Annotated in this window: 20 protein-coding genes, 4 tRNA genes and 1 pseudogene; 9 read left to right on the top strand and 16 right to left on the bottom strand. The window is 25.9% G+C overall.

Annotation, left to right across the window (positions count from 1 at the left end; all coding sequences use genetic code 11):
- Window positions 1-52 precede the first annotated feature (52 nt).
- From D9V68_RS03015 to dapF, 3 genes are all read right to left on the bottom strand, one after another.
- Window positions 53-1,525, bottom strand: coding sequence for an inorganic phosphate transporter (locus tag D9V68_RS03015; protein ID WP_158358202.1), 1,473 nt, complete (start codon window positions 1,523-1,525; stop codon window positions 53-55).
- A 140-nt stretch (window positions 1,526-1,665) separates the two neighbouring features.
- Complete coding sequence (locus tag D9V68_RS03020; protein WP_158358204.1) at window positions 1,666-2,883, bottom strand: MFS transporter; 1,218 nt, start codon at window positions 2,881-2,883, stop codon at window positions 1,666-1,668.
- A 33-nt stretch (window positions 2,884-2,916) separates the two neighbouring features.
- On the bottom strand, window positions 2,917-3,741 hold the full coding sequence (dapF, locus tag D9V68_RS03025) for a diaminopimelate epimerase (RefSeq protein WP_261979607.1): 825 nt from the start codon (window positions 3,739-3,741) through the stop codon (window positions 2,917-2,919).
- A gap of 150 nt (window positions 3,742-3,891) precedes the next feature.
- Here dapF and cyaY point away from each other — a divergent pair, with 150 nt between their 5' ends.
- The 4 genes from cyaY (at window position 3,892) to D9V68_RS03045 (ending at window position 6,009) form a co-directional block, all read left to right on the top strand.
- On the top strand, window positions 3,892-4,242 hold the full coding sequence (gene cyaY, locus D9V68_RS03030; RefSeq protein WP_158358208.1) for an iron donor protein CyaY: 351 nt from the start codon (window positions 3,892-3,894) through the stop codon (window positions 4,240-4,242).
- Window positions 4,243-4,310: 68 nt separating this feature from the next.
- On the top strand, window positions 4,311-5,255 hold the full coding sequence (gene hemC, locus D9V68_RS03035) for a hydroxymethylbilane synthase (RefSeq protein ID WP_158358281.1): 945 nt from the start codon (window positions 4,311-4,313) through the stop codon (window positions 5,253-5,255).
- Between the two features lie 11 nt (window positions 5,256-5,266).
- Window positions 5,267-5,599 (top strand): uroporphyrinogen-III synthase, encoded by a 333-nt coding sequence (locus D9V68_RS03040; protein WP_261979585.1) that lies wholly within the window; start codon window positions 5,267-5,269, stop codon window positions 5,597-5,599.
- Window positions 5,600-5,601: 2 nt separating this feature from the next.
- A complete protein-coding gene (locus D9V68_RS03045; RefSeq protein ID WP_261979608.1) occupies window positions 5,602-6,009 on the top strand; it encodes a uroporphyrinogen-III synthase in 408 nt (135 codons plus the stop codon).
- A 5-nt stretch (window positions 6,010-6,014) separates the two neighbouring features.
- Here the strand turns inward: D9V68_RS03045 and D9V68_RS03050 are convergent.
- The 9 genes from D9V68_RS03050 to D9V68_RS03090 form a co-directional block, all read right to left on the bottom strand.
- Window positions 6,015-6,091 (bottom strand) — tRNA-Pro (locus D9V68_RS03050).
- Between the two features lie 48 nt (window positions 6,092-6,139).
- A tRNA-His gene (locus tag D9V68_RS03055) sits at window positions 6,140-6,215 on the bottom strand.
- Between the two features lie 47 nt (window positions 6,216-6,262).
- Window positions 6,263-6,336, bottom strand: a tRNA-Arg gene (locus D9V68_RS03060).
- A 194-nt stretch (window positions 6,337-6,530) separates the two neighbouring features.
- Window positions 6,531-7,790, bottom strand: a complete 1,260-nt coding sequence (rho, locus tag D9V68_RS03065) for a transcription termination factor Rho (RefSeq protein ID WP_158358214.1) — start codon at window positions 7,788-7,790, stop codon at window positions 6,531-6,533.
- 130 nt (window positions 7,791-7,920) lie between these two features.
- Window positions 7,921-8,247, bottom strand: a complete 327-nt coding sequence (trxA, locus tag D9V68_RS03070) for a thioredoxin TrxA (protein ID WP_158358216.1) — start codon at window positions 8,245-8,247, stop codon at window positions 7,921-7,923.
- Window positions 8,248-8,373: 126 nt separating this feature from the next.
- Entirely contained in the window at window positions 8,374-10,389 is a 2,016-nt protein-coding gene (rep, locus tag D9V68_RS03075) for a DNA helicase Rep (protein WP_158358218.1), read from the bottom strand.
- 68 nt (window positions 10,390-10,457) lie between these two features.
- Window positions 10,458-11,933, bottom strand: coding sequence for a ketol-acid reductoisomerase (gene ilvC, locus D9V68_RS03080; RefSeq protein WP_261979609.1), 1,476 nt, complete (start codon window positions 11,931-11,933; stop codon window positions 10,458-10,460).
- 28 nt (window positions 11,934-11,961) lie between these two features.
- Complete coding sequence (gene ilvD / locus D9V68_RS03085) at window positions 11,962-13,815, bottom strand: dihydroxy-acid dehydratase (RefSeq protein ID WP_158358222.1); 1,854 nt, start codon at window positions 13,813-13,815, stop codon at window positions 11,962-11,964.
- Window positions 13,816-14,046: 231 nt separating this feature from the next.
- Window positions 14,047-14,123: transfer RNA gene (locus D9V68_RS03090), tRNA-Trp, on the bottom strand.
- A 164-nt stretch (window positions 14,124-14,287) separates the two neighbouring features.
- Between D9V68_RS03090 and D9V68_RS03095 the strand changes: the two genes are divergently transcribed.
- The 5 genes and pseudogenes from D9V68_RS03095 to fdx all read left to right on the top strand — a co-directional run bounded on the left by D9V68_RS03095 (window position 14,288) and on the right by fdx (window position 18,701).
- Window positions 14,288-15,502, top strand: a complete 1,215-nt coding sequence (locus D9V68_RS03095; RefSeq protein ID WP_158358224.1) for an IscS subfamily cysteine desulfurase — start codon at window positions 14,288-14,290, stop codon at window positions 15,500-15,502.
- A gap of 29 nt (window positions 15,503-15,531) precedes the next feature.
- Window positions 15,532-15,912, top strand: a complete 381-nt coding sequence (gene iscU / locus D9V68_RS03100) for a Fe-S cluster assembly scaffold IscU (protein ID WP_158358226.1) — start codon at window positions 15,532-15,534, stop codon at window positions 15,910-15,912.
- A 95-nt stretch (window positions 15,913-16,007) separates the two neighbouring features.
- A complete protein-coding gene (gene hscB, locus D9V68_RS03105; protein WP_158358228.1) occupies window positions 16,008-16,538 on the top strand; it encodes a Fe-S protein assembly co-chaperone HscB in 531 nt (176 codons plus the stop codon).
- Between the two features lie 6 nt (window positions 16,539-16,544).
- Window positions 16,545-18,342, top strand: a pseudogene (gene hscA, locus D9V68_RS03110) (Fe-S protein assembly chaperone HscA).
- A 23-nt stretch (window positions 18,343-18,365) separates the two neighbouring features.
- Entirely contained in the window at window positions 18,366-18,701 is a 336-nt protein-coding gene (gene fdx / locus D9V68_RS03115; RefSeq protein ID WP_158358230.1) for an ISC system 2Fe-2S type ferredoxin, read from the top strand.
- A 271-nt stretch (window positions 18,702-18,972) separates the two neighbouring features.
- Here fdx and D9V68_RS03220 read toward each other — a convergent pair whose 3' ends face one another.
- The 4 genes from D9V68_RS03220 to D9V68_RS03130 form a co-directional block, all read right to left on the bottom strand.
- Entirely contained in the window at window positions 18,973-19,152 is a 180-nt protein-coding gene (locus tag D9V68_RS03220) for a hypothetical protein (protein WP_261979586.1), read from the bottom strand.
- A gap of 217 nt (window positions 19,153-19,369) precedes the next feature.
- Window positions 19,370-19,543 (bottom strand): hypothetical protein, encoded by a 174-nt coding sequence (locus D9V68_RS03225; protein WP_261979587.1) that lies wholly within the window; start codon window positions 19,541-19,543, stop codon window positions 19,370-19,372.
- Between the two features lie 103 nt (window positions 19,544-19,646).
- Window positions 19,647-20,339 (bottom strand): GTPase, encoded by a 693-nt coding sequence (locus tag D9V68_RS03230; RefSeq protein ID WP_261979588.1) that lies wholly within the window; start codon window positions 20,337-20,339, stop codon window positions 19,647-19,649.
- A gap of 89 nt (window positions 20,340-20,428) precedes the next feature.
- Window positions 20,429-21,004: a YfgM family protein gene (locus tag D9V68_RS03130; RefSeq protein ID WP_158358232.1), complete on the bottom strand. Its 576-nt coding sequence runs from the start codon at window positions 21,002-21,004 to the stop codon at window positions 20,429-20,431.
- Window positions 21,005-21,260: the final 256 nt, after the last annotated feature.

Raw genomic sequence — 21,260 nt, forward strand, 5'->3', positions numbered from 1 at the left:
TTTGACATGTACCCCTATTAATTAAGATTAATAATATATTTAAACTAATACTTTATATGAAAAGTAATGCTATCCAATACAATAAACTAGATAATAAGATTGAAACAGGTAAAGTTAATATCCATGCTAAAGCAATATTTTTGATAGTTTTTGCTTGAATTCCATCTCCATCAACTAACATGGTACCTGCCACAGAAGATGAAAGAATATGCGTAGTAGATACTGGTATACCTGTGTAACTTGCTACTCCGATAGAAAAAGAAGCTGTTATTTGTGCTGACATAGCTTGTGCATATGTCATGCTTTTTTTTCCTATTTTTTCACCAATGGTTACAACTATACGTTTCCAGCCTATCATTGTTCCTATAGATAAAGATAAAGCAACAATTAATATGATCCACATGGGTGCATATTCAATTGTTTTTAGTAATATTTTTTTGCTTTTTATTAACAAAATCTTATCGTGAGAACTAATATTATTAGTATTTACGGTTGTATCTATTATATCAGAAATACATAATAAAAAATGACGTAATTCCAATCGTTGTTTTACACTTAAACTATTATAATTAGATATACTTTCTAATAATAATTTAGTATTTTTGATGCTTTTTAAAACATCTTGGAATTGATAATTTATATTTGAATTAATAATTATATTTTTTTTATATATTGAATTAGATGAGTTTGTAGTATTTTTTAAAAAATATTCTTCTAAATTGTCAAGTGCATTTTTTGTGTAAATTATTTCGTTTTTATTAGCATTTAAATTTACTGAAAAAGAAGAAGGTACAATACCTATAAGCACAAGCATTATTAATCCAATACCTTTTTGTCCATCATTTGCACCATGTGCATAACTTACCCCAATAGATGATAGAATTAATGCGACTCGAATTAAAAATGGTGGTTTTTTTTTACCATCTTTTATTTCTCTTTCTAATGGTGTCATGTGAATACGATGAAGCATTTTGTTATTGTTGAAATAATATCGTAATAAAAAAATTAAGCTGCCAGCTACTATTAATCCAATAATAGGAGACAAAATAAGTGATAAAAAAACATTTGTCATTTTAGGAATATTAAGTGCATTTACTAAAGATGAACCTGTAATAATTGCATTTGTTAAACCTATTCCAATAATTGATCCAATAAGAGAATGTGAACTAGATGCAGGTAAACAAAAATACCAGGTAGATAAATTCCAAATGATAGCTGCTAGTAACATTGAAAAAACCATAGCAAGAGCATTATTATCAGTTGCATTTAGTAATAAATCATTCGGTAATAAATGAACAATTGCATAAGCAACAGTTAACCCCCCTAACAAAACACCTAAAAAATTAAACAAACCAGACATTATAACTGCGACATGTGCAGACATCGCTCTAGTATATATTAAAGTTGATACTGCATTAGCTGTATCATGAAAACCATTGATCGCTTCATATAATAAAACAAACAATAAAGCTAAAAAAACAAATAAACTATGATTCACATCAGAATAAGAAAATAAATATAGCATAATCTTTAAGCCATTTTTATGAATTCAAGTATGTTTATTATCTGTGAGAAACTATGTTTGAGGAAAGTAAAATATACATTTTATTGATAAAAAATTTTATATGAACTTAAATTGAAATAAATTAATAAGAAAATTTCTTTTTAAGAATTTATTTTTTTTAATCTAAAAGATAAAAAAATCCCAATAGATAACATGATTATAATGAAGCAAGAAATACCAGACCATTTTAAATGAAACCAAAAAAAACCACCAAATGTACCAAAAACACTTGAACCTAAGTAATAAAAAAATAAATATAAAGATGTAGCTTGTACTTTAGCGGTATTTGTATATGAACCAATCCAACTACTTGCAGTAGAATGAGATGCAAAAAAACCACCAGAAAAAATTATTAAACCTAAAATTATTATTAATAATTGATTGTATTGTGTTATAAACACACCTAATATCATTAAAATAAGTGATGTAATCAGAATGTTATTTCGATGATATTTATTAATTAAAATACCGGCTTTAGGAGAACTATAAACTCCAGTTAAATAAATAATAGAAAGTAGTCCTATACTAGATGGACATAATAAAAATGGCTCTAATATTAATCGATAACCAATATAATTAAAAATAGTAACAAAACTACCCATTAATATAAAACCGATTATAAAGAGAACTAATAATGCCGGATTTTTTAAATGTGCATAAAAAAGATTTAAAAAATTACGTAAATCAATAGAAATAGAATGGAAATTCTTAGAATTAGGTAAAAAATACAAAAAAACACAAGATGATATTAAAGAAAAGAAACCGATTATCATTAATGCAATATTCCATGAAAAATTTTCAGTTACAATACTAGTTAAAAGTCTGCCTGAACATCCACCGATAGTATTTCCGCTAATATATAGTCCCATACATAATGAAAGTGAATTAGGATGTATTTCTTCACTAATATATGTCATTGCAACAGCAACAACACCACTTAGTGCTAAACCAGTTAAAGAACGTAGTAAAACAATAGTATTCCAACTAGTCATCATTGAACATATAATAGTTAATAATGCGGCTATGAATAAAGAAGTACACATAATTATTTTTCTGCCAACCACATCAGATAACGGTCCGGTAAATAACATTCCTAAAGCCATTGTTATAGTGGCAGCAGAAAGAGATAAACTGCTTTCTGCAGGAGTTAAATAAAATTGTTTAGAAAATATTGGTAAAATAGATTGTACACAATACAGAATAGAAAAAGTAGAAAAACCACCTGAAAAAAGAGCTAAAATCACTCTATTAAATTGTTTTGTATTTTTTTTTATATACTGTTTTTTTAATACTTCTTTTTTGTTGTTTAATAAAATCAAAATATAGTCTCTACGTTAGAAAAAAATAATTTTTTATATATATATATAACCGTCATAAATGTGTTTTGCAGGACCTATCATATAAAGGGGATGTCCGAAACCTTTCCATTGTATGATTAATTTTCCACCTAACAATTTTACTTGAACACTATTAGAAAGAATTTTTTGTGCTATACCTACTGCAACTGCAGCACAAGCACCACTACCACAAGATTGCGTTTCACCTACATCACGTTCATACACTCTTAATTTAATATAATTTTTCTTTATAATTTCCATAAAACCCACATTTATTTTTTCAGGAAAAATTGGATTTTTTTCTATATTTTCACCTATAATATTTACAGGAGCATTTTTAATACACTGTACTTTAATTACACAGTGAGGATTACCAATAGAGATTACACTGCAAATTAAATTATCTTTTAAAAGTTTAATTGAAAATGGATCATCTAACTTGTTTTGAAATGACAATAATTTATAATATTTAAAATCGGGTTCATCCATATTTACTTTAATCATATTATCTGGCATGAATTCAATAATGAGTTTCCTTGTTTTTGTGCTAACAAAAATTTTTTTTTTATTGGTTAAACCTTTTAATAATAAAAAAAGACCAAAACATCTAGCACCATTTCCACATTGTTCTACTTCATTACCATTTGCATTAAAAATTTTATAATTAAAATCAAATAGAGGGTTATTTGATTTTTCAACTAATAACAATTGATCAAAACCAATTCCAGTATGACGATTAGATAATTTTTTTATCGTATGAGACAATGGAAAAAAATTATTTTCTATGCAATTAATAACCATAAAATCATTTCCTAAACCATGCATTTTAGAAAAATGAATTTTTTTCTTTTTCTTATAATTTAAATCCATTTTTTTTCCTAATTAATTATTTAAGAATTTAGTCTATAAATAAGATCGTATATTATACAAAGTTAATTATTTTTATTTTTATAATTTGTTATAATAAAAACTAACAATTAAGGATATTCTATGAATAAAAACATCACTCCAAAAAAGAATAATGAGAATTTTTATACATTAGTAAATCATTTATTTTTAAAAATAGAAGATAATTTAAATTTATATGATAATGAAATTGATATTGATTACGAAATTCAGGACTATGTTATGACTATTACTTTTTCAAAAAAGAGTGTAATTATAATTAATAAACAAGAATCATTAAAACAAATTTGGTTAGCTACAACATTAAATGGATATCACTTTAATTACAAGGAAAATAAATGGATTTGTAATCGCACTAATAAAAATTTTTGGGAGATATTTCAAAATGCATGTTCTTTTCAATCACAAAAAAAATTAATTTTTTATACAAAATAATATTTATTAAAATAAAAAAATTTATGTATCAATATAAAAAATACATCCATGTTAATATGAATCGCAATATGCAAAATAAAACATTAAGAATTGCTACTAGAAAAAGCCCATTAGCTTTACAGCAAACTAAATATGTCCAAAAAAAAATATTATCTTTATATCCAGATTTAAACATAAAATTAGTGCCTATTGTTACTCATGGAGATAATATTTTAAATAAATCTCTCTCTAAAATTGGAGGAAAAGGATTATTTATTAAAGAATTAGAACTTGCTCTTCTTGAAAATAAAGCAGATATTGCAATTCATTCTATGAAAGATCTTCCGGTAAATATTACAAAAGAATTATGTTTAGTTAGTATATGTAAAAGAGGAAACGCTTTAGATACATTAGTATCTAATAATTATCAATCAATTAATCAATTGCCTCGAGGTGCTATCATTGGCACTTCTAGTTTAAGAAGGCAGTGTCAATTAATTACTTATAGACCAGATTTAATTATTTCCCCTTTAAGAGGAAATGTAGAAACAAGAATCGCTAAATTAGATGCAGGAAAGTATGATGCTATTATTTTAGCTGCTGAAGGATTAAATAGATTAAGTTTAAAGCATCGAATTACTCAAATTATACCTGCAGAATTATCTCTACCTTCATGTGGTCAAGGCGCTATTGGTATTCAATCTAGATTACATGATAAAAAAGTCTTATTTTTTTTATCTCGTCTAAATCATGTCAATACTTTCATTGAAATTAATGCAGAAAGAGCGTTTTGCAGAAAATTAGAATCTGGATGTCAAATTCCTATTGGAAGTTATGCTATTTTAAAAAAAAATAAAATTTGGTTAAGAGGATTAGTAGGTTCCCCTAATGGCAAAATAATATTAAGAGGAGAAAGAACGGGTTTGTATAATACAGGAGAAAAAATGGGATATTCATTAGCTGACGAATTACTGAGTCATGGAGCTAAAAATATTCTTAATAATCTTCATATGACACAATCTTATTATATATGAAAATACTAGTGATGCGTCCTTCACCTGCAGGAGAAGAGTTAGTCAATAATTTAAATAATATAGGTATACCTTCTTGGCATTTTTCTTTATTTGATTTTTATCCTAGTCTTAGTTCAATAAGCTTATCAAAAAAAGCAAATGAATTATATAAATCAAATATCATTTTAGTTTTTTCTAAAAAATCTATTTATTATACAAATTTATATTTAACACGTCATAATTTAAGATGGCCATCTCATGCAAGATATTATGCTATTGGTAAAAGTACAGCTTTTTTTCTTTATAAATATATTAAAAAAAAATTTTTTTTCCTAAAAAAAAAGAGAATAGTGAAGGTTTATTAAAGATATTAAATAAATGTGAACTAAAATATAGTAAAATTATTTTATTACAAGGGGAAAATGGACGAAAATTAATAGAAAAAAATTTAAAAAAAGAGGGTTTTAAAATTTGTGTAATAGAATGCTATAGAAGAGTTTTGAAAATTTTAGATGGAAGAAAAGAAGGAAAAAAATGGCGTTTGTATAAGATAGATACTTTAGTAGTAACAAGTAGTGAAATATTACATCAATTAAAAAATATTACTTCTGATTCTGATCAAATTGAATGGTTATTAAAATGTAAAATATTTGTCGTAGGTAAAAGACTATCAAAAATAGCAAAAAATTTAGGTTGGAACGATATTATCGTCTCAAACTATGCTAATAATGAATCTTTTTTAAAGATAATTAAAAAAATTAATTCTGAAATTTAATTTTTTGGTCGGCGAAAGAGGATTTGAACCTCTGACCTACTGGTCCCAAACCAGTTGCGCTACCAAGCTGCGCTATTCGCCGTGTTATAAATTTTTTTTAATATTTTATTTATTTTGATTTTGTGGTGTATGGGGTGGCTAATGGGGTTTGAACCCATGACCACTGGAATCACAATCCAGAACTCTACCAACTGAGCTATAGCCACCAATTTAATAAAAATTTTATGTTTTTTTGTTTATATTATTAAATAGTTGCGCTCGACAGGATTTGAACCTGACTCCTCTACCTTCGGAGGGTAGTGCTCTATCCAAATGAGCTACGAGCGCATTAACACAAAAACAAATTAGATTTTAAGATTAATAATCTTCATTGTCCAGCTTTTTTTGCAGAAATTTAAATATAATGAATTTTATTATATACGATTGATTTTAAAATAGTTCATTTTAAAAAAAAAGATAATACAAAATATTTTTTAAGATAATTTTTTGTATTAATTTTTGATATAGATTTTTTAAAATTTTTATGAACGTTTCATCATATCAAAAAATTCATCATTGGTTTTAGTCATAGCAAGTTTATTTAGTAAAAATTCCATTGCATCTATTTCACTCATAGGATGAATAATCTTTCTTAGAATCCACATTTTTTGAAGTTCGTCTGGTAAGGTTAACAATTCTTCTTTTCTAGTTCCAGATCGATTGTAATCAATAGCAGGAAAAACACGTTTTTCTGCTATTTTTCTAGATAATGGAAGCTCCATATTACCTGTTCCTTTGAATTCTTCATAAATAACTTCATCCATTTTCGAGCCTGTATCTACTAAGGCAGTTGCAATAATTGTTAAACTGCCGCCTTCTTCTACATTCCGAGCGGCTCCAAAGAAGCGTTTAGGTCTATGCAAAGCATTAGCATCAACACCCCCTGTTAAAACTTTTCCAGATGCTGGTACCACTGTATTATAAGCACGTGCTAAACGAGTAATGGAATCAAGTAAAATAATAACGTCTTTTTTATGCTCTACTAATCTTTTAGCTTTTTCAATAACCATTTCAGCAACTTGAACATGTCTGGAAGCTGGTTCGTCGAAGGTAGATGCAACTACTTCTCCTTTAACTAATCTTTGCATTTCAGTTACTTCTTCTGGTCTTTCATCAATTAATAAAACCATTAAAACACAGTCTGGATGATTATAAGCAATACTTTGAGCAATGTTTTGAAGTAATATTGTTTTTCCAGCTTTTGGAGGGGCGACAATTAATCCTCTTTGTCCCCGTCCGATAGGTGATGCTAAATCTAACACTCTTGCTGTTAAATCTTCAGTAGATCCATTTCCACGTTCCATTCTCAATCTAGAATTAGCATGTAACGGTGTTAAATTTTCAAATAATATTTTACTTCTTGCATTTTCAGGCTTATCGTAATTTACTTCATTTACTTTAAGTAAGGCAAAATATCTTTCACCTTCTTTTGGTGGTCTTATTTTTCCAGAAATAGTATCACCTGTACGTAGATTAAATCTGCGAATTTGACTCGGTGAAACATAGATGTCATCAGGACCTGCTAAATAAGAACTATCAGCAGACCGCAAAAAACCGAATCCATCTTGTAATATTTCTAAAACACCGTCTCCAAATATATCTTCTCCACTTTTTGCATGTTGTTTAAGGATGGCAAAAATAATATCTTGTTTACGCATACGCGCTAAATTTTCCAACCCCATTTTTTCACCAAGAGTAATTAATTCAGAAACTGGCATATTTTTAAGTGCGGTAAGATTCATAATGGTGGGTTCTTAGTAAAATCGGGGTAAATCTCGAAATAACAATAATTATGACATAATTTTAAAATTTATGAGTAATTTTTAAATGAAATTAAAATTTTATATTTTAAATCAACTGTTTAGACTGATATCAGTTAATATTTTCATCTAAAAATTCTTTAAGTTGTAATTTAGAAACTGCTCCAACTTTAGTAGCACGAACTTCGCCATTATGAAATAATAATAATGTAGGAATGCTTCTAATAGAATATACTGGAGCAGTATTGGGGTTTTCTTCAATATTTAATTTTCCAATAATAATTTTGTTAGAATATTCTTTTGATATTTCTTCTAAAATAGGTGCTAACATTTTACAAGGATTGCACCAATCAGCCCAAAAATCTACTAAAAAAAAATGTTTTGATGTTAAAACTTTTTCTTTAAAATTTTTATCTGTTAATTCAATTATTTTATTCATTTTGATATATTTACTCAGTAGTAAGAAATTTTAAATAAATAAAATTTGTATAATTTAAAAGTATATAACATGATAATATCATTCTTAAGACTTTTTTAAAACTAAATTTAAAAAAAAATATTAAAATTATTTTTTATTTTTTAATATTTTTTTTAAATTGTATATCTTTAATATCGCGTCCTGTTTTTTTATGAAAGATTTTTCTAAAGAAATGTTCTTATCCCATTTCAAATCTTCTTGAGGTAATTCGAATAAAAATCTGCTAGGTGACATATGTAATATTTGTCCATATTGCATGCGGTTACATGAATAGGTAAAAAATAACTGTTTTTTTGCTCTAGTCATTCCAACGTAAGTTAAACGTCTTTCTTCTTCTATCTTATCATCATTAATACTTTTTTGATTGGGTAAAATTCCTTCACACATACCTATTATAAACACTGAAGAAAATTCTAATCCTTTAGAAGCATGTAAAGTCATTAATTGTACTTGGTCTTGTTTGTCTTTTTTTATATTTTTTTCCGAAATATCACGAAGTGTCATTTGTGTGACAATTTTTGATAAATTCATTGGTTTTTCGAACTCATCTCCTTTAAGCATTTTTTTGAACCATTCGGATAAAGTATAAATATTGTTGATGCTATTTTTAATTTTTTCAGGTTCTTCTAAAATTTTAGATAACCATTTTTTGTATTCAGTTTGATTGATAATATGATCTAAAATATCAGATGGTGTTTTATAAGATAATCTAGAAAAATTTTTTATTAAAAGAATAAATTTTTTTATTTTATTTATAGTTTTTTCTTTTAAAAAACTTTTTATTTCTTCATCATGACTTGCTTGAAATAGACTTTTGTTTTTTTTGTTTGCAAATTCTTCTAATTTGTTTAATGTAATTTTACCTATTTTCCGCGAGGGAACATTTATAATTCTGATAAATGCATAATTATCATCTGGATTAATGATGATACGAAGATAACTTAATAAATCTTTAATCTCAGGACGAGAAAAAAATGACGAATTTTCAGAAATATTATATGGAATATTTTTTTTTATTAAAATTTTTTCGAGGATTCTAGCTTGATAATTACCTCGATATAAAATCGCATAATCTTGATATTTTTCTTTTTGGGAAAGATGTTGAAATATAATTTTTTTTGCTATTTTTTCTGCTTCATTTTCTTCGTTTTCACCTATTATGATTTTTATAAAATTTCCATATTTTAATTGAGAAAATAATTTTTTATTTAAATAATGTAAATTATGCGCAATAAGACTATTAGCGGCTTTTAATATTCTACCTGAAGAACGATAGTTATGTTCCATTTTTATAATTTTTATACTAGGAAAATCTTTATTCAACAGAAAAATATTTTTAGGATTTGCTCCTCTCCATGAATAAATAGATTGGTCATCATCTCCTACTAATGTAAAATTAGAGTCATGATTTGTAAGTATTTTTATAAACTCATATTGACTATTATTTGTATCTTGATACTCATCTACTAATAAATAAGAAATTTTTTTTTGCCAACGACTTTGTATATTTTTATTATTTTTTAACAATAGTGTTGGTATACAAATTAAATCATCGAAATCTAATATATTTAATTCATAAAGATAATTATTGTATTTTTTATAAACAGATGCAAAGTGTTCTTCTATATTAGATTGTGCCGATAATTTAACTTGTTGAGGAGTAAAAAATTTATTTTTCCAATAGGAAATCATAAAGTTTAATTTTTTTAATAATTTTGTATCATTTTTTATTTCTTTTTTACATATTTTTTTTAATAACATCATTTGATCTTTTTCATCAAAAAGAGTAAAGTTTTCATTAAATTTTAAAGCATGAATTTCTTGTTTAATAATTTCTAATCCCAATGAATGAAAAGTAGAAATAATCATTTTGTTTATTTCTAAAATATTTAAATGTTCTGAAAGACGTATTCTCATTTCATGAGCTGCTTTATTTGTAAAAGTTACTGCTGCAATATTATGAGGTCGATATTGACATTGATTAATTAAATAAATTATTTTATTAATAATAACTTTTGTTTTTCCAGAACCAGCCCCTGCTAAAATTAAACAGGGACCATTAATAAATTCAATAGCTTTTTTTTGAGCAAGATTTAGAGGCATAAAAAATATTAATATTGAGTGAGTGAAGTATGTTTTTAGTTTCTAAAATGAAAACTTAAAGATGTTCTTTATTGTGCTACTTTAATTGTTTTCATTTTTTTCATATAAGCTCTTAATTTACGTCCAATAATTTCTATCGGATGATTGTGAATCATTTCATTAATTTTATTTAATTCAATATTATTGATTAAGTTTTCAGATAACGAACAACCAAGATCACTTTTATTAAGAGTTAATATAAAATCTTTTAAAAGAGGATATGCAGCTTCGGAAAAAAGATAGCTTCCATATTCAGCAGTATCTGAAATAACCATATTCATTTCATATAATTTTTTTCTTGCAATTGTATTAGCAATTAATGGTAATTCATGTAATGATTCATAGTAAGCAGATTCTGCTATAATACCTGTATTTATCATTGTTTCAAAAGATAACTCGATACCAGATTTTAATATCGCAACCATTAATGTACCATGATCATAATATTCTTGTTCTGATATTTTATAATTAGAATAAGGAGCTTGTTCAAACGAAGTTGTTTTTGTACTGCATCTCCAACTTAGCAGTTTTTTATCATCATTTTTCCAATCTTTGATCATTTCATTAGAAAAATTTCCAGAAATAATATCATCCATATGTTTTTGAAATAATGGAGATAATATTTTTTTAATGATGACAGACAGTTTATGTGCTCTAATTTTTGATGAATTGGACAAACGATCCATCATTAAAGTAATACCACCATGTTTAAGAGATTCTGTGATAGTTTCCCAACCAAATTGTATTAATTTTGAAGAGTACATCGGGTCGTAATTTTCTTTTATTAATTTTTCATAACATAATAATGAAGCAGTTTGAAGCATACCGCATAAAATTGTTTGTTCACCCATTAAATCTGATTTTACTTCAGCTACAAATGATGATTCTAATACACCTGCACGATGCCCTCCTGTAGAAAAAGCCCATGCTTTTGCAATTTCTAATCCTATTTTGTGAATATCATTTTCAGAGTGAACAGCAATAAGTGTTGGAACTCCAAATCCTCTTTTATATTCTTCTCGTACTTCTGTTCCAGGACATTTTGGAGCAACCATAATTACAGTGATATCTTCTCTTATTTTTTCTCCCATTTCTACAATATTAAAACCATGGGAATAACCTAAACAAGAATTTTTTTTCATTAATATTTGCAGTTTTTTTGTAACATTACTATGTTGTTTATCAGGAGTTAAATTAATTACTAAATCCGCATGTGGTACTAATGATTCGTAATCATTTACTTCAAAATTATTTTCTATTGCATTGACCCAAGATTGACTTTTTTTTAAAATACTATTTTTTTTTAAAGCATAAGAAATATTTAATCCTGAATCTCTCATATTTAAGCCTTGATTTAAACCTTGAGAGCCACAACCAATAATTACTATTTTTTTATTTTTTAAAATATCATTTTTTTTATTAAATTCTTCTTTTTTCATAAAACGACATTTTTTTATTTGATTAATTTTTTGACTAAAATTTAATGTATTAAAGTAATTCATAATAAAAGCTCCTGTTTTTTATGATTTTTATTTAGATGTTCGATATTTTTTTATGATTCCTAACAGCTCCTTTGTCAGCACTTGTTGCAAAAAAAGCGTATGTTTTTAAAGCCGAAGAAACATATCTTTTACGATTGCAAGGTTTATAAGCTGAAATTCCTTTAGATTCTTCTTGAAGAATACGATTGGATATTTCTTGTTCTGTAATATTTAAATGAATAGTTCTATTAGGAATATTTATATTAATAAAATCACCATTTTTTACTAAAGCAATGATTCCTTTATCCGCTGCTTCAGGTGAAATATGTCCTATAGAAATTCCAGATGTACCTCCTGAAAATCTACCGTCAGTAATTAACGCACATGTTTTATCTAGATTCATAGATTTTAAATATGTAGTAGGATATAACATTTCTTGCATTCCCGGACCGCCTTTAGGTCCTTCATATCTTATAACAATAATATCACCTGAAGCTATTTGATTGTTTAATATAGCGTTGACTGCTTCTTCTTGACTATCATAAACCTTAGCAACACCAGAAAAAATGTAGTGTTCTTGATCTATTCCAGCCGTTTTTATTATACAACCATTTTTTGCTAAATTTCCATATAAAACAGCTAATCCCCCATCTGGACTATAAGCATTTTTACAAGAACGAATACAACCATTTTTACGATCATAATCTAATGTTTCCCATCTAAAATCTTGAGAATATGCTTTTTTTGTACGAATTCCACCTGGTCCTGCTTGAAACATTTTAATTATATCAATATTTTTAGTACATAAAATATCATATTGATCTAATGTTTCTTCTAAATTAAGTTGTAATATGTTCGTTGTTTTTTTATTTAATAAATTAGATCGATTTAATTCTCCCAAAAGACCCATCACACCTCCTGCACGGTGCACGTCTTCTACGTGATATAATGAAGTACTTGGAGAAACTTTGCAAATATGGGGTATTTTTTTAGATAATTCATTGATATCAGATAGTTTAAAATTCACTTCTCCTTCTTGAGCTGCTGCTAATAAATGCAATATAGTATTAGTTGATCCCCCCATTGCAATATCTAATATCATTGCATTTTCGAAAGATTCTTTATTAGCAATATTCCTAGGTAAAATTTTTTCATTATTATTTTTATAGTATTCTTCAGTAATTTTTACTATAGTTTGAGCTGACTTTACGAATAATTTCTTACGTTCAATATGAGTGGCTAATAGAGTACCATTTCCAGGTAATGATAAACCCATAGCTTCTGTTAAACAGTTCATAGAGTTAGCTGTAAACATTCCCGAACAGGAACCACATGTAGGACAAGCAGAAAGTTCAATTTTTTTTATAAAATTTTCTGATTGATCAGGATTACCCCCATGAAGAATTGCATCAACTAAATCAATTTTTATTGTTTTGTTTTTTTGCGTTATTTTTCCTGCTTCCATTGGTCCACCAGAAACAAAAACTGATGGAATATTTAAACGCAAAGATGCCATAAGCATACCCGGGGTAATTTTATCACAATTAGAAATGCAAATCATTGCATCAGCACAATGTGCATTTACTACATATTCTATGGAATCTGAAATTAATTCACGTGATGGTAGGGAATATAACATTCCAGAATGTCCCATTGCTATTCCGTCATCTATAGCAATAGTATTAAATTCTTTTGCAACACCACCTGATTGTTCAATTTCTTTACATACTAGTTTCCCAACTTCTTGTAAGTGTATATGTCCTGGAACAAATTGAGAAAATGAATTTACTACAGCAATTATTGGTTTATTGAAATCTTCATCATTCATACCAGTAGCACGCCATAATGATCTTGCTCCGGACATGTTTCTACCATGTGTAGTTGTAAAAGAACGATATTTAGGCATATGAAATTACTCCAAAAAATATTACTTTTTAAAAAAATCATTTAACGATATGAATTAATTTAAAAAAAATATGTCTTTATATTGAAAGAAAAATTTTTCAGTTAAAATATAATTTTTTAGAAATTTTTCAAGAAAAGTAGGGATTATATTGTTATATAATCATAGATTGATATTGATTTATTCTTTAATAAAACAATTAATTTTATTAAATGATTTTCAATTGTTGAATTTTGGCAGGGGTGGAAGGATTTGAACCTACAACTTTCGGTTTTGGAGACCGATGCTCTACCAAATTGAACTACACCCCTAAATTGTAAATTATTAATGTAATTATATTATTAATAGTTATAAAAGTCTAGTATGTATTTACGTATTTTATTAAAAATAAGTTTTTTTAAATCTAAAAACCCATTAAAATGATAGAATATTTATTCTATCTAGTAAGAATATTATTTTAAGGTAAATATTAATTATGAAAATTCCAATTTATTTAGATTATGCAGCTACTACACCGGTAGAATTTCAAGTTGCGAAGAAAATGATGAATTATTTAACAATAGATGGAATATTTGGAAATTCTGCATCGCGTTCTCACAAATTTGGATGGGATGCAGAAGAAGTAGTTGATATAGCGCGTAATCAAATATCTGAACTAATTGGAGCAGATTCTCGAGAAATTGTTTTTACTTCTGGTGCCACTGAAGCTAATAATTTAGCTATAAAAGGAGTTGCTTCTTTTCACAAGAAGAAAGGTCAACACATTATTACTAGTAAAACAGAACATAAATCTGTTTTAGACACTTGTAGATTTCTTGAAAGTGAAGGATTTTCTTTAACTTATCTTACTCCGAAAAATAATGGTATTATTGATTTAAATGATTTAAAAAGAAATATCAAAAAAGACACTATACTTGTTTCTATCATGCATGTAAATAATGAAATTGGTATTATACAAGACATTGATAGTATTTCGAAAATTTGTCGAAATAATGGTGTCTTTTTTCATGTAGATGCGACTCAAAGTGTTGGGAAAATTCCTATCGATTTAAAAAAAATAATGATAGATTTAATGTCTTTTTCAGCTCATAAAGTTTATGGTCCAAAAGGTATTGGTGGTTTATATGTACGTCGCAAGCCACGTGTTCGCTTATTAGCTTCAATACATGGAGGTGGACATGAAAGAGGAATGCGTTCTGGTACTTTACCTGTTCATCAAGTTGTAGGTATGGGAGAAGCTTTTAATTTAGCTAAAAGAAAAATACATGACGATTTTATTCGTTTGACAAAATTAAGAAATTGTCTTTGGAATGGTATCAAAAGTATTGAAGAAGTTTATTTAAATAGTGATTTAAAGCAAGGTGTACCTCATATTCTAAATGTTAGTTTTAATTATATTGAAGGTGAATCTTTAATTATGGCACTTAAAGATTTAGCTATTTCTTCCGGTTCCGCTTGTACTTCAGCTAGTTTAGAGCCATCTTATGTTTTAAAGGCTTTAGGTATAAAAGATGAATTAGCTCATAGTTCTATTCGTTTTTCAATTGGAAGATTTACTACAGAAAAAGAAATTAATCACGCAATAGAATTAATTCATAAATCTATTCATAAATTACGTGAACTTTCTCCTTTATGGGAAATGTTTAAATCGGGAATTGATTTAAATAGTATAGAATGGGATCATAATTAATTATTTTAATAAATTTAAGGTGATTTTAAATGGCTTACAGTAAAAAAGTAATGGATCATTATGATAACCCTAGAAATGTTGGATCTTTTTCCAGTTCTGATATTAATGTAGGAAGTGGATTAGTAGGTGCTCCTGCTTGTGGTGATGTAATGAAATTACAAATAAAGGTTAATGAGAAAGGTATTATTGAAGATGCATGTTTTAAAACATATGGTTGTGGTTCTGCTATAGCATCAAGTTCGTTAGTAACTGAATGGGTCAAAGGAAAATCTATAAAAGAAGCAGAAGAAATTAGAAATACAACTATAGTAGAAGAATTAGAATTACCTCCTGTCAAAATTCACTGTTCTATTTTAGCAGAAGATGCTATTAAAGCCGCCATTGCTGATTATAAAAGCAAAAAAAATTAAATTTTTCATAAAAATTTGATGTTGAAAGAAAATATTCTTTCAACATCAAATTATAATATTATATTTTTTGTAATTAAAATTAATTGGGATAGTTTATGAATTACTTTACATTATTTAATTTACCAGAGAAATTTAAAATTAATAAAAATTTACTTTGTAAAAATTATTATCAATTGCAATTACAATTTCATCCTGATTTATTTATCAAAGATTCTGAATCTCAAAAAAAAATAGTTTTAGAAAAATCAATACAAATTAACAAAGGTTATAGAACTTTAAAGAATTTCTTGAATAGAGCAGTGTATTTACTTTCTTTGCATGGTTTTCAAATAGAAAAAGAAACGTTTTTGTTAAAAAATAATAATTTTTTGATAGAATACTTTTCTTTATATGAAGAAATAGATAATTTGAAGGAAAGTTGTTTTGACGAACTATTATTAACTAGTTTATTAAAAAAAATAAAACAAAAGATAAACAATTACGAACATGAAATTGATTTAGAATTTGATAAGAAAAATTTTAAAAAAGTAGTTAAAATAACAGCAAAATTACTTTTTTTAAATAAAATGAAATTAAATTTAAAAAAAGAGCATAATATATATTTAAAAAAAGATAAATTAGGATAATTTTATATGATTTTTGTAAAAAAAAAACAAAATAAAAAGTTATTATTAGGCATTGATCTTGGTACTACTTATTCTTTAGCTGCTACAGTAAGAGAAAAAGATGTTATTTTATTAAAAGATAATAAAAATCGCTATTTGATGCCATCTGTTGTGTGTTATAAAAAAAATAGTATATCAGTAGGTTGGGAAGCTTTAGAAAATATTATTACAGATCCAGTGAATACAATTAGTTCAGTAAAACGTTTATTAGGTCGATCTATTGAATTTATCAAATCAAGATATCCTATCATACCATATATAATAGAAGAAGAAAAAAATGGAGGAATTTTTTTTCATACAAATGCTGGTCCTGTTACCCCCGTAGATGTTTCAAGTGATATATTAAAATGTTTAAAAAAAAGAGCTATTTTTTTGTTTGATCAAGAAATACATGCAAGTATTATTACGGTCCCTGCATATTTTGATAATTTTCAAAAAACAGCAATTAAAAAAGCTGCTCTTTTAGCAAAAATCAATTTAATAAGACTATTAAATGAACCTACAGCCGCTGCTATTGCATATGGTTTAGAAATACAAAGGAAAGGTATTATTATTGTTTATGATTTAGGAGGTGGTACCTTTGACGTTTCTGTATTAAAATTAAATAAAGGAATATTTGAAGTATTAGCTACTAGTGGAGATTCAAATTTAGGAGGTGATGATTTTGATTCTGTTTTAGCAAATTATATTTATAATAAAGCAAAGTTATCAAATCAGTGTAATAATTTTTTTCAATCTTCATTGCTTAAAATTGCAAAAGAAACTAAGTTAAAATTAACTCAATATAATAAAATTGAAGTGCAGTTTTTTAATTGGAGTGGTTTTATTACTAGAGATGAGTTTAATCTTCTTATCATTAATTTTATTAAAAAAAGTTTGTTAATTTGCTCTAATCTTCTTGAAGATATCAATTTGTCTATAAACAAGATTGAAGAAGTAGTTATGGTCGGGGGATCAACTCGCGTTCCATTAGTATATACAGAAGTTTCAAAATTTTTTAATAAAAGTCCTTTGAATTTTATAAATCCAGATCAAGTTGTAGCAATAGGTGCAGCAATTCAAACTAATATGTTAATTAGTAGTAATATAAAAAATAAAACAATACTATTAGATATCATGCCACTTTCTTTAGGTATTGAAGTTATGGGTGGTTTTGTTGAAAAAATAATTTTTCGAAATACTTCAATTTCTATTTCTAAAACAAAAGAATTTATTACGTATAAAGATAATCAAATATTTATTTTAATACATATTTTACAAGGGGAAAGAGAACTAGTTAAAGACTGCATTTCTTTACATTTTTTTATTTTAAAAAATATTAAGCCTCAAAAAACTGGATTAGTTTGTATATTAATTACATTTCATGTAGATACAAATAGATTAATTCATATAAAAACTTTAAAAAAAACAGTAATAAAGAAAAATATTAAAATTGATAATAATGTTGTATTAAAAACACTCAATTTTTCTAAAATAGTACAAAATTCTTTAAAACATGCTAAAGAAAATTATTATCTTAGAGTAAAAGAAGAAAAAAATGAAATGTAGACATGTTTTAAAAATTTTAAATATTGCTCTTAAAATGAATCAAGAATTAATTTCTGAAGAAAAACTAAAAGAAATACGATGTAGATCGAAAAATTACAACGATCTATTGATCAAAGTGATTTTTTCTATGAAATTAAATTTAAAGAAATTAGATAAAGAAAGTAAAAAGTTCTTTTCATTAAATTTTACAAATATTATTAGTTTATCTTCAATTTAAAATATTTTAAAAGAGAACACATAATGCCTAAAGTATTATTTTTGCCTCATAAGATTATATTACCGAAAGGTGGTACATTTGAAGGAAAGATAGGTGAAACAATATTAACAGTTGCTCTTCGTAATAATGTTAAATTAGAACATGCATGTGAACAATCATGTGCCTGTAGCACTTGTCATTGTATTGTAAGAAAAGGATTTTTTTCTCTTGGGGGGTGGTCTGAAAAAGAAGATGACATTTTAGATAAAGCTTGGGGTCTTGAATCTGAAAGTCGTTTAAGCTGCCAAGCAATTATTGGGAAATTGGATATTGAGGTAGAAATTCCTTTATATAGTGTAAACTATGTAAGAGAAAATTAATTAAATATTGTTTTATATAGTGAAGATAAATATTCAACTTGAGTACCATGTATAGTAAATAGTAGGCGGATTAGAACGACCTAAATGTGTATATTTTAATCTTATTCGACGTCGGTGTACAATTTATGAGGAGTAGTCTGAAAAAACGATGATATTTTAGATAAAGCTTGGGGTCTCGAATCTGAAACTCGTTGAGTTGCCAAGCAATTATTGGGAAATTTGATATTGAGGTAGAAATTTCTTTATATAGTACAAATCATGTTAGAGAAAATTAATTTTTTATTTTTTTTGAATAAGGATTTAGGTTTTCTTTGAATTGTATTTGAATAGGTGTACCTTTGATTTTTAAATAATCATAAAAAAAATTAATTAAATATCGTTTATATGGTGAAGATAAATATTTAACTTGAGTACCATGTATAATAATAGTAGGTGGATTAGAACGACCCAAATGTGCATATTTTAATTTTATTCGACGTCGGTGTACAATAAGGTAGTTGATGTTTTTTAATTGCTATATGCATCGTTTTTGTAAGTATAGAAGTACTAATTTTCTTTTTAGATTCTTCGTAAGATTCATCAACAGATCGAAATAATTGAAATATTCCCTTTTTATATAATACTGATGTAAAATGTACTTTTGAAAAAGAAAGAAATTTTAAATCATTTTAAATTGATTCTTTTATTTTTTTCTTTTCTAAGGCATTTAATTTATCTGCTTTATTAATTACGATAACGATCCCTTTTCCGGTATTGATGATAAAATCAGCCAAGGATAAATCTTGATTACATATATCAATACTTGCATCTATTATCAGTAATACAACATTTGTTTTTTCCATTTTTGCAATGTTTTAATTATTGAGAATTTTCGATATTATTCATCTTTTTCTTTTTTTTAAATACTTTTTCTATATTAATCAATATATAATTTTTGGAATTATATTAAACAGATGTCGCTATACTGTCTAATGTTGTTCCTAATATATTGCATATAATTATCTTTTTTTCTTTTAAAAGACTATTTATTAACGTTGATTTTCGAACATTTTTTCTACCAATAATAGCGACTTTTATCGGTTTTTTTTTCGATTCTTGGTTATTATAGTTTGTTTTTTTTGTATTTTTATTTTTAATTTCTAGAGCTATCCAAGGTGTTAGATATTCATTAATAAGAGTATTAATACCTCGATTATGACTAGCAGATACTTTTTTTATTTTTTTAAATCCTAGTGAGTAGAATTCATTGAATTTATAAATATCTTGTATACCATCTATTTTATTAATTATTAGGATAGTTTTTTTTTGATACGTTCTAATTTTTTTAGAGATTTCAAACTCTTGTGGCATTAGTCCTTTGTGAGCATCTACTATAAATAAAATTAAGTCTGCTTCTTTAATAGCAATTAATGTTTGTTGATGTGCTTTTTCTTCAATCTCATTTCTTTTTATATCCAAACCCGCTGTATCAATTAAAATTGATTTTTGATTGGATTCAAATTCGCAATAACCATATTGTCTATCTCTAGTAATACCTGGATAGTTTGCAACTAATGCGTTTCTAGTTTTTGTTAAAATATTAAATAAAGTAGATTTCCCTACATTAGTACGACCGATTAGTACGATAATAGGTATCATTTTACATATACGCTCTGATTTTAAATAATTTTGATATTAACAGAATAGAATAAAAATTTTTAAGTTTTTTGAATTTTGCATTTATTTTTTTATTCATTTAATTCGGCAATTTTTATATTGATAATTTCTTTAGATGCATTAGAATTTTCTATAGATAAACTTTTTCTCCAAGCTTTGATAGCTTCTTTTTTATTTTTTTCATTAATAAAAATATCTCCTTTCATATTTTCGATTATATTGTCCCAATTATGATTTTTAATATTTTCTAAAATATTTAATGCATCTTTATTTTCTGAATTTTGCATTTTTATTTTTGCCATTCTTAGTTTTAAAATATTTTTTAAATTTTCTTCTTTTGTGTATTTTAAACTATTGTTTAATTGAAGGAATGCTTTATTAAGTGTACCTTCTAAAGTATATTTTTTTGCTAGATATAAAGCGGTCAAAGTTCCATAAATGTTTTGATTTTTAATAATAAAATGTTCTGCTTCAATTAAATTTTTAGAGTTTTTTTTATTTATTTTTTTTATGATTTTTTTGTATTCTGATGAATCTAGATTTTCTTTTTGAGCTCTAAACGGATATTGTAAATAGAATAAAAAAACAATAAGAACAAGAAAAAGGGAAATAAAAAACAAGACGTTTTTTTTTAATAAATTGAACATATTCACCCTCTAAATATTTAAATGATTTTATTTCAAGTTAAATTTGCAATCATATTTATAAATAATAATTTTACAAAAAATTTTTCTCCATGAATGCAATGATGATTTTTATAACTGGCTATATTTTTTTAAATTTAGCTTAAAATTATAGCATATAAAAAAGTTATTCGTATTAAAATCACTAATTGTACACAGCTAGTTCAAGTAATAAGTTCTTTTATTATCAATGCTACAGACTACTTATCCACAGATTTTG

Origin of the sequence: Buchnera aphidicola (Hyperomyzus lactucae), from assembly GCF_005081705.1 — a bacterium.
Lineage (GTDB): Bacteria > Pseudomonadota > Gammaproteobacteria > Enterobacterales > Enterobacteriaceae > Buchnera > Buchnera aphidicola_Y.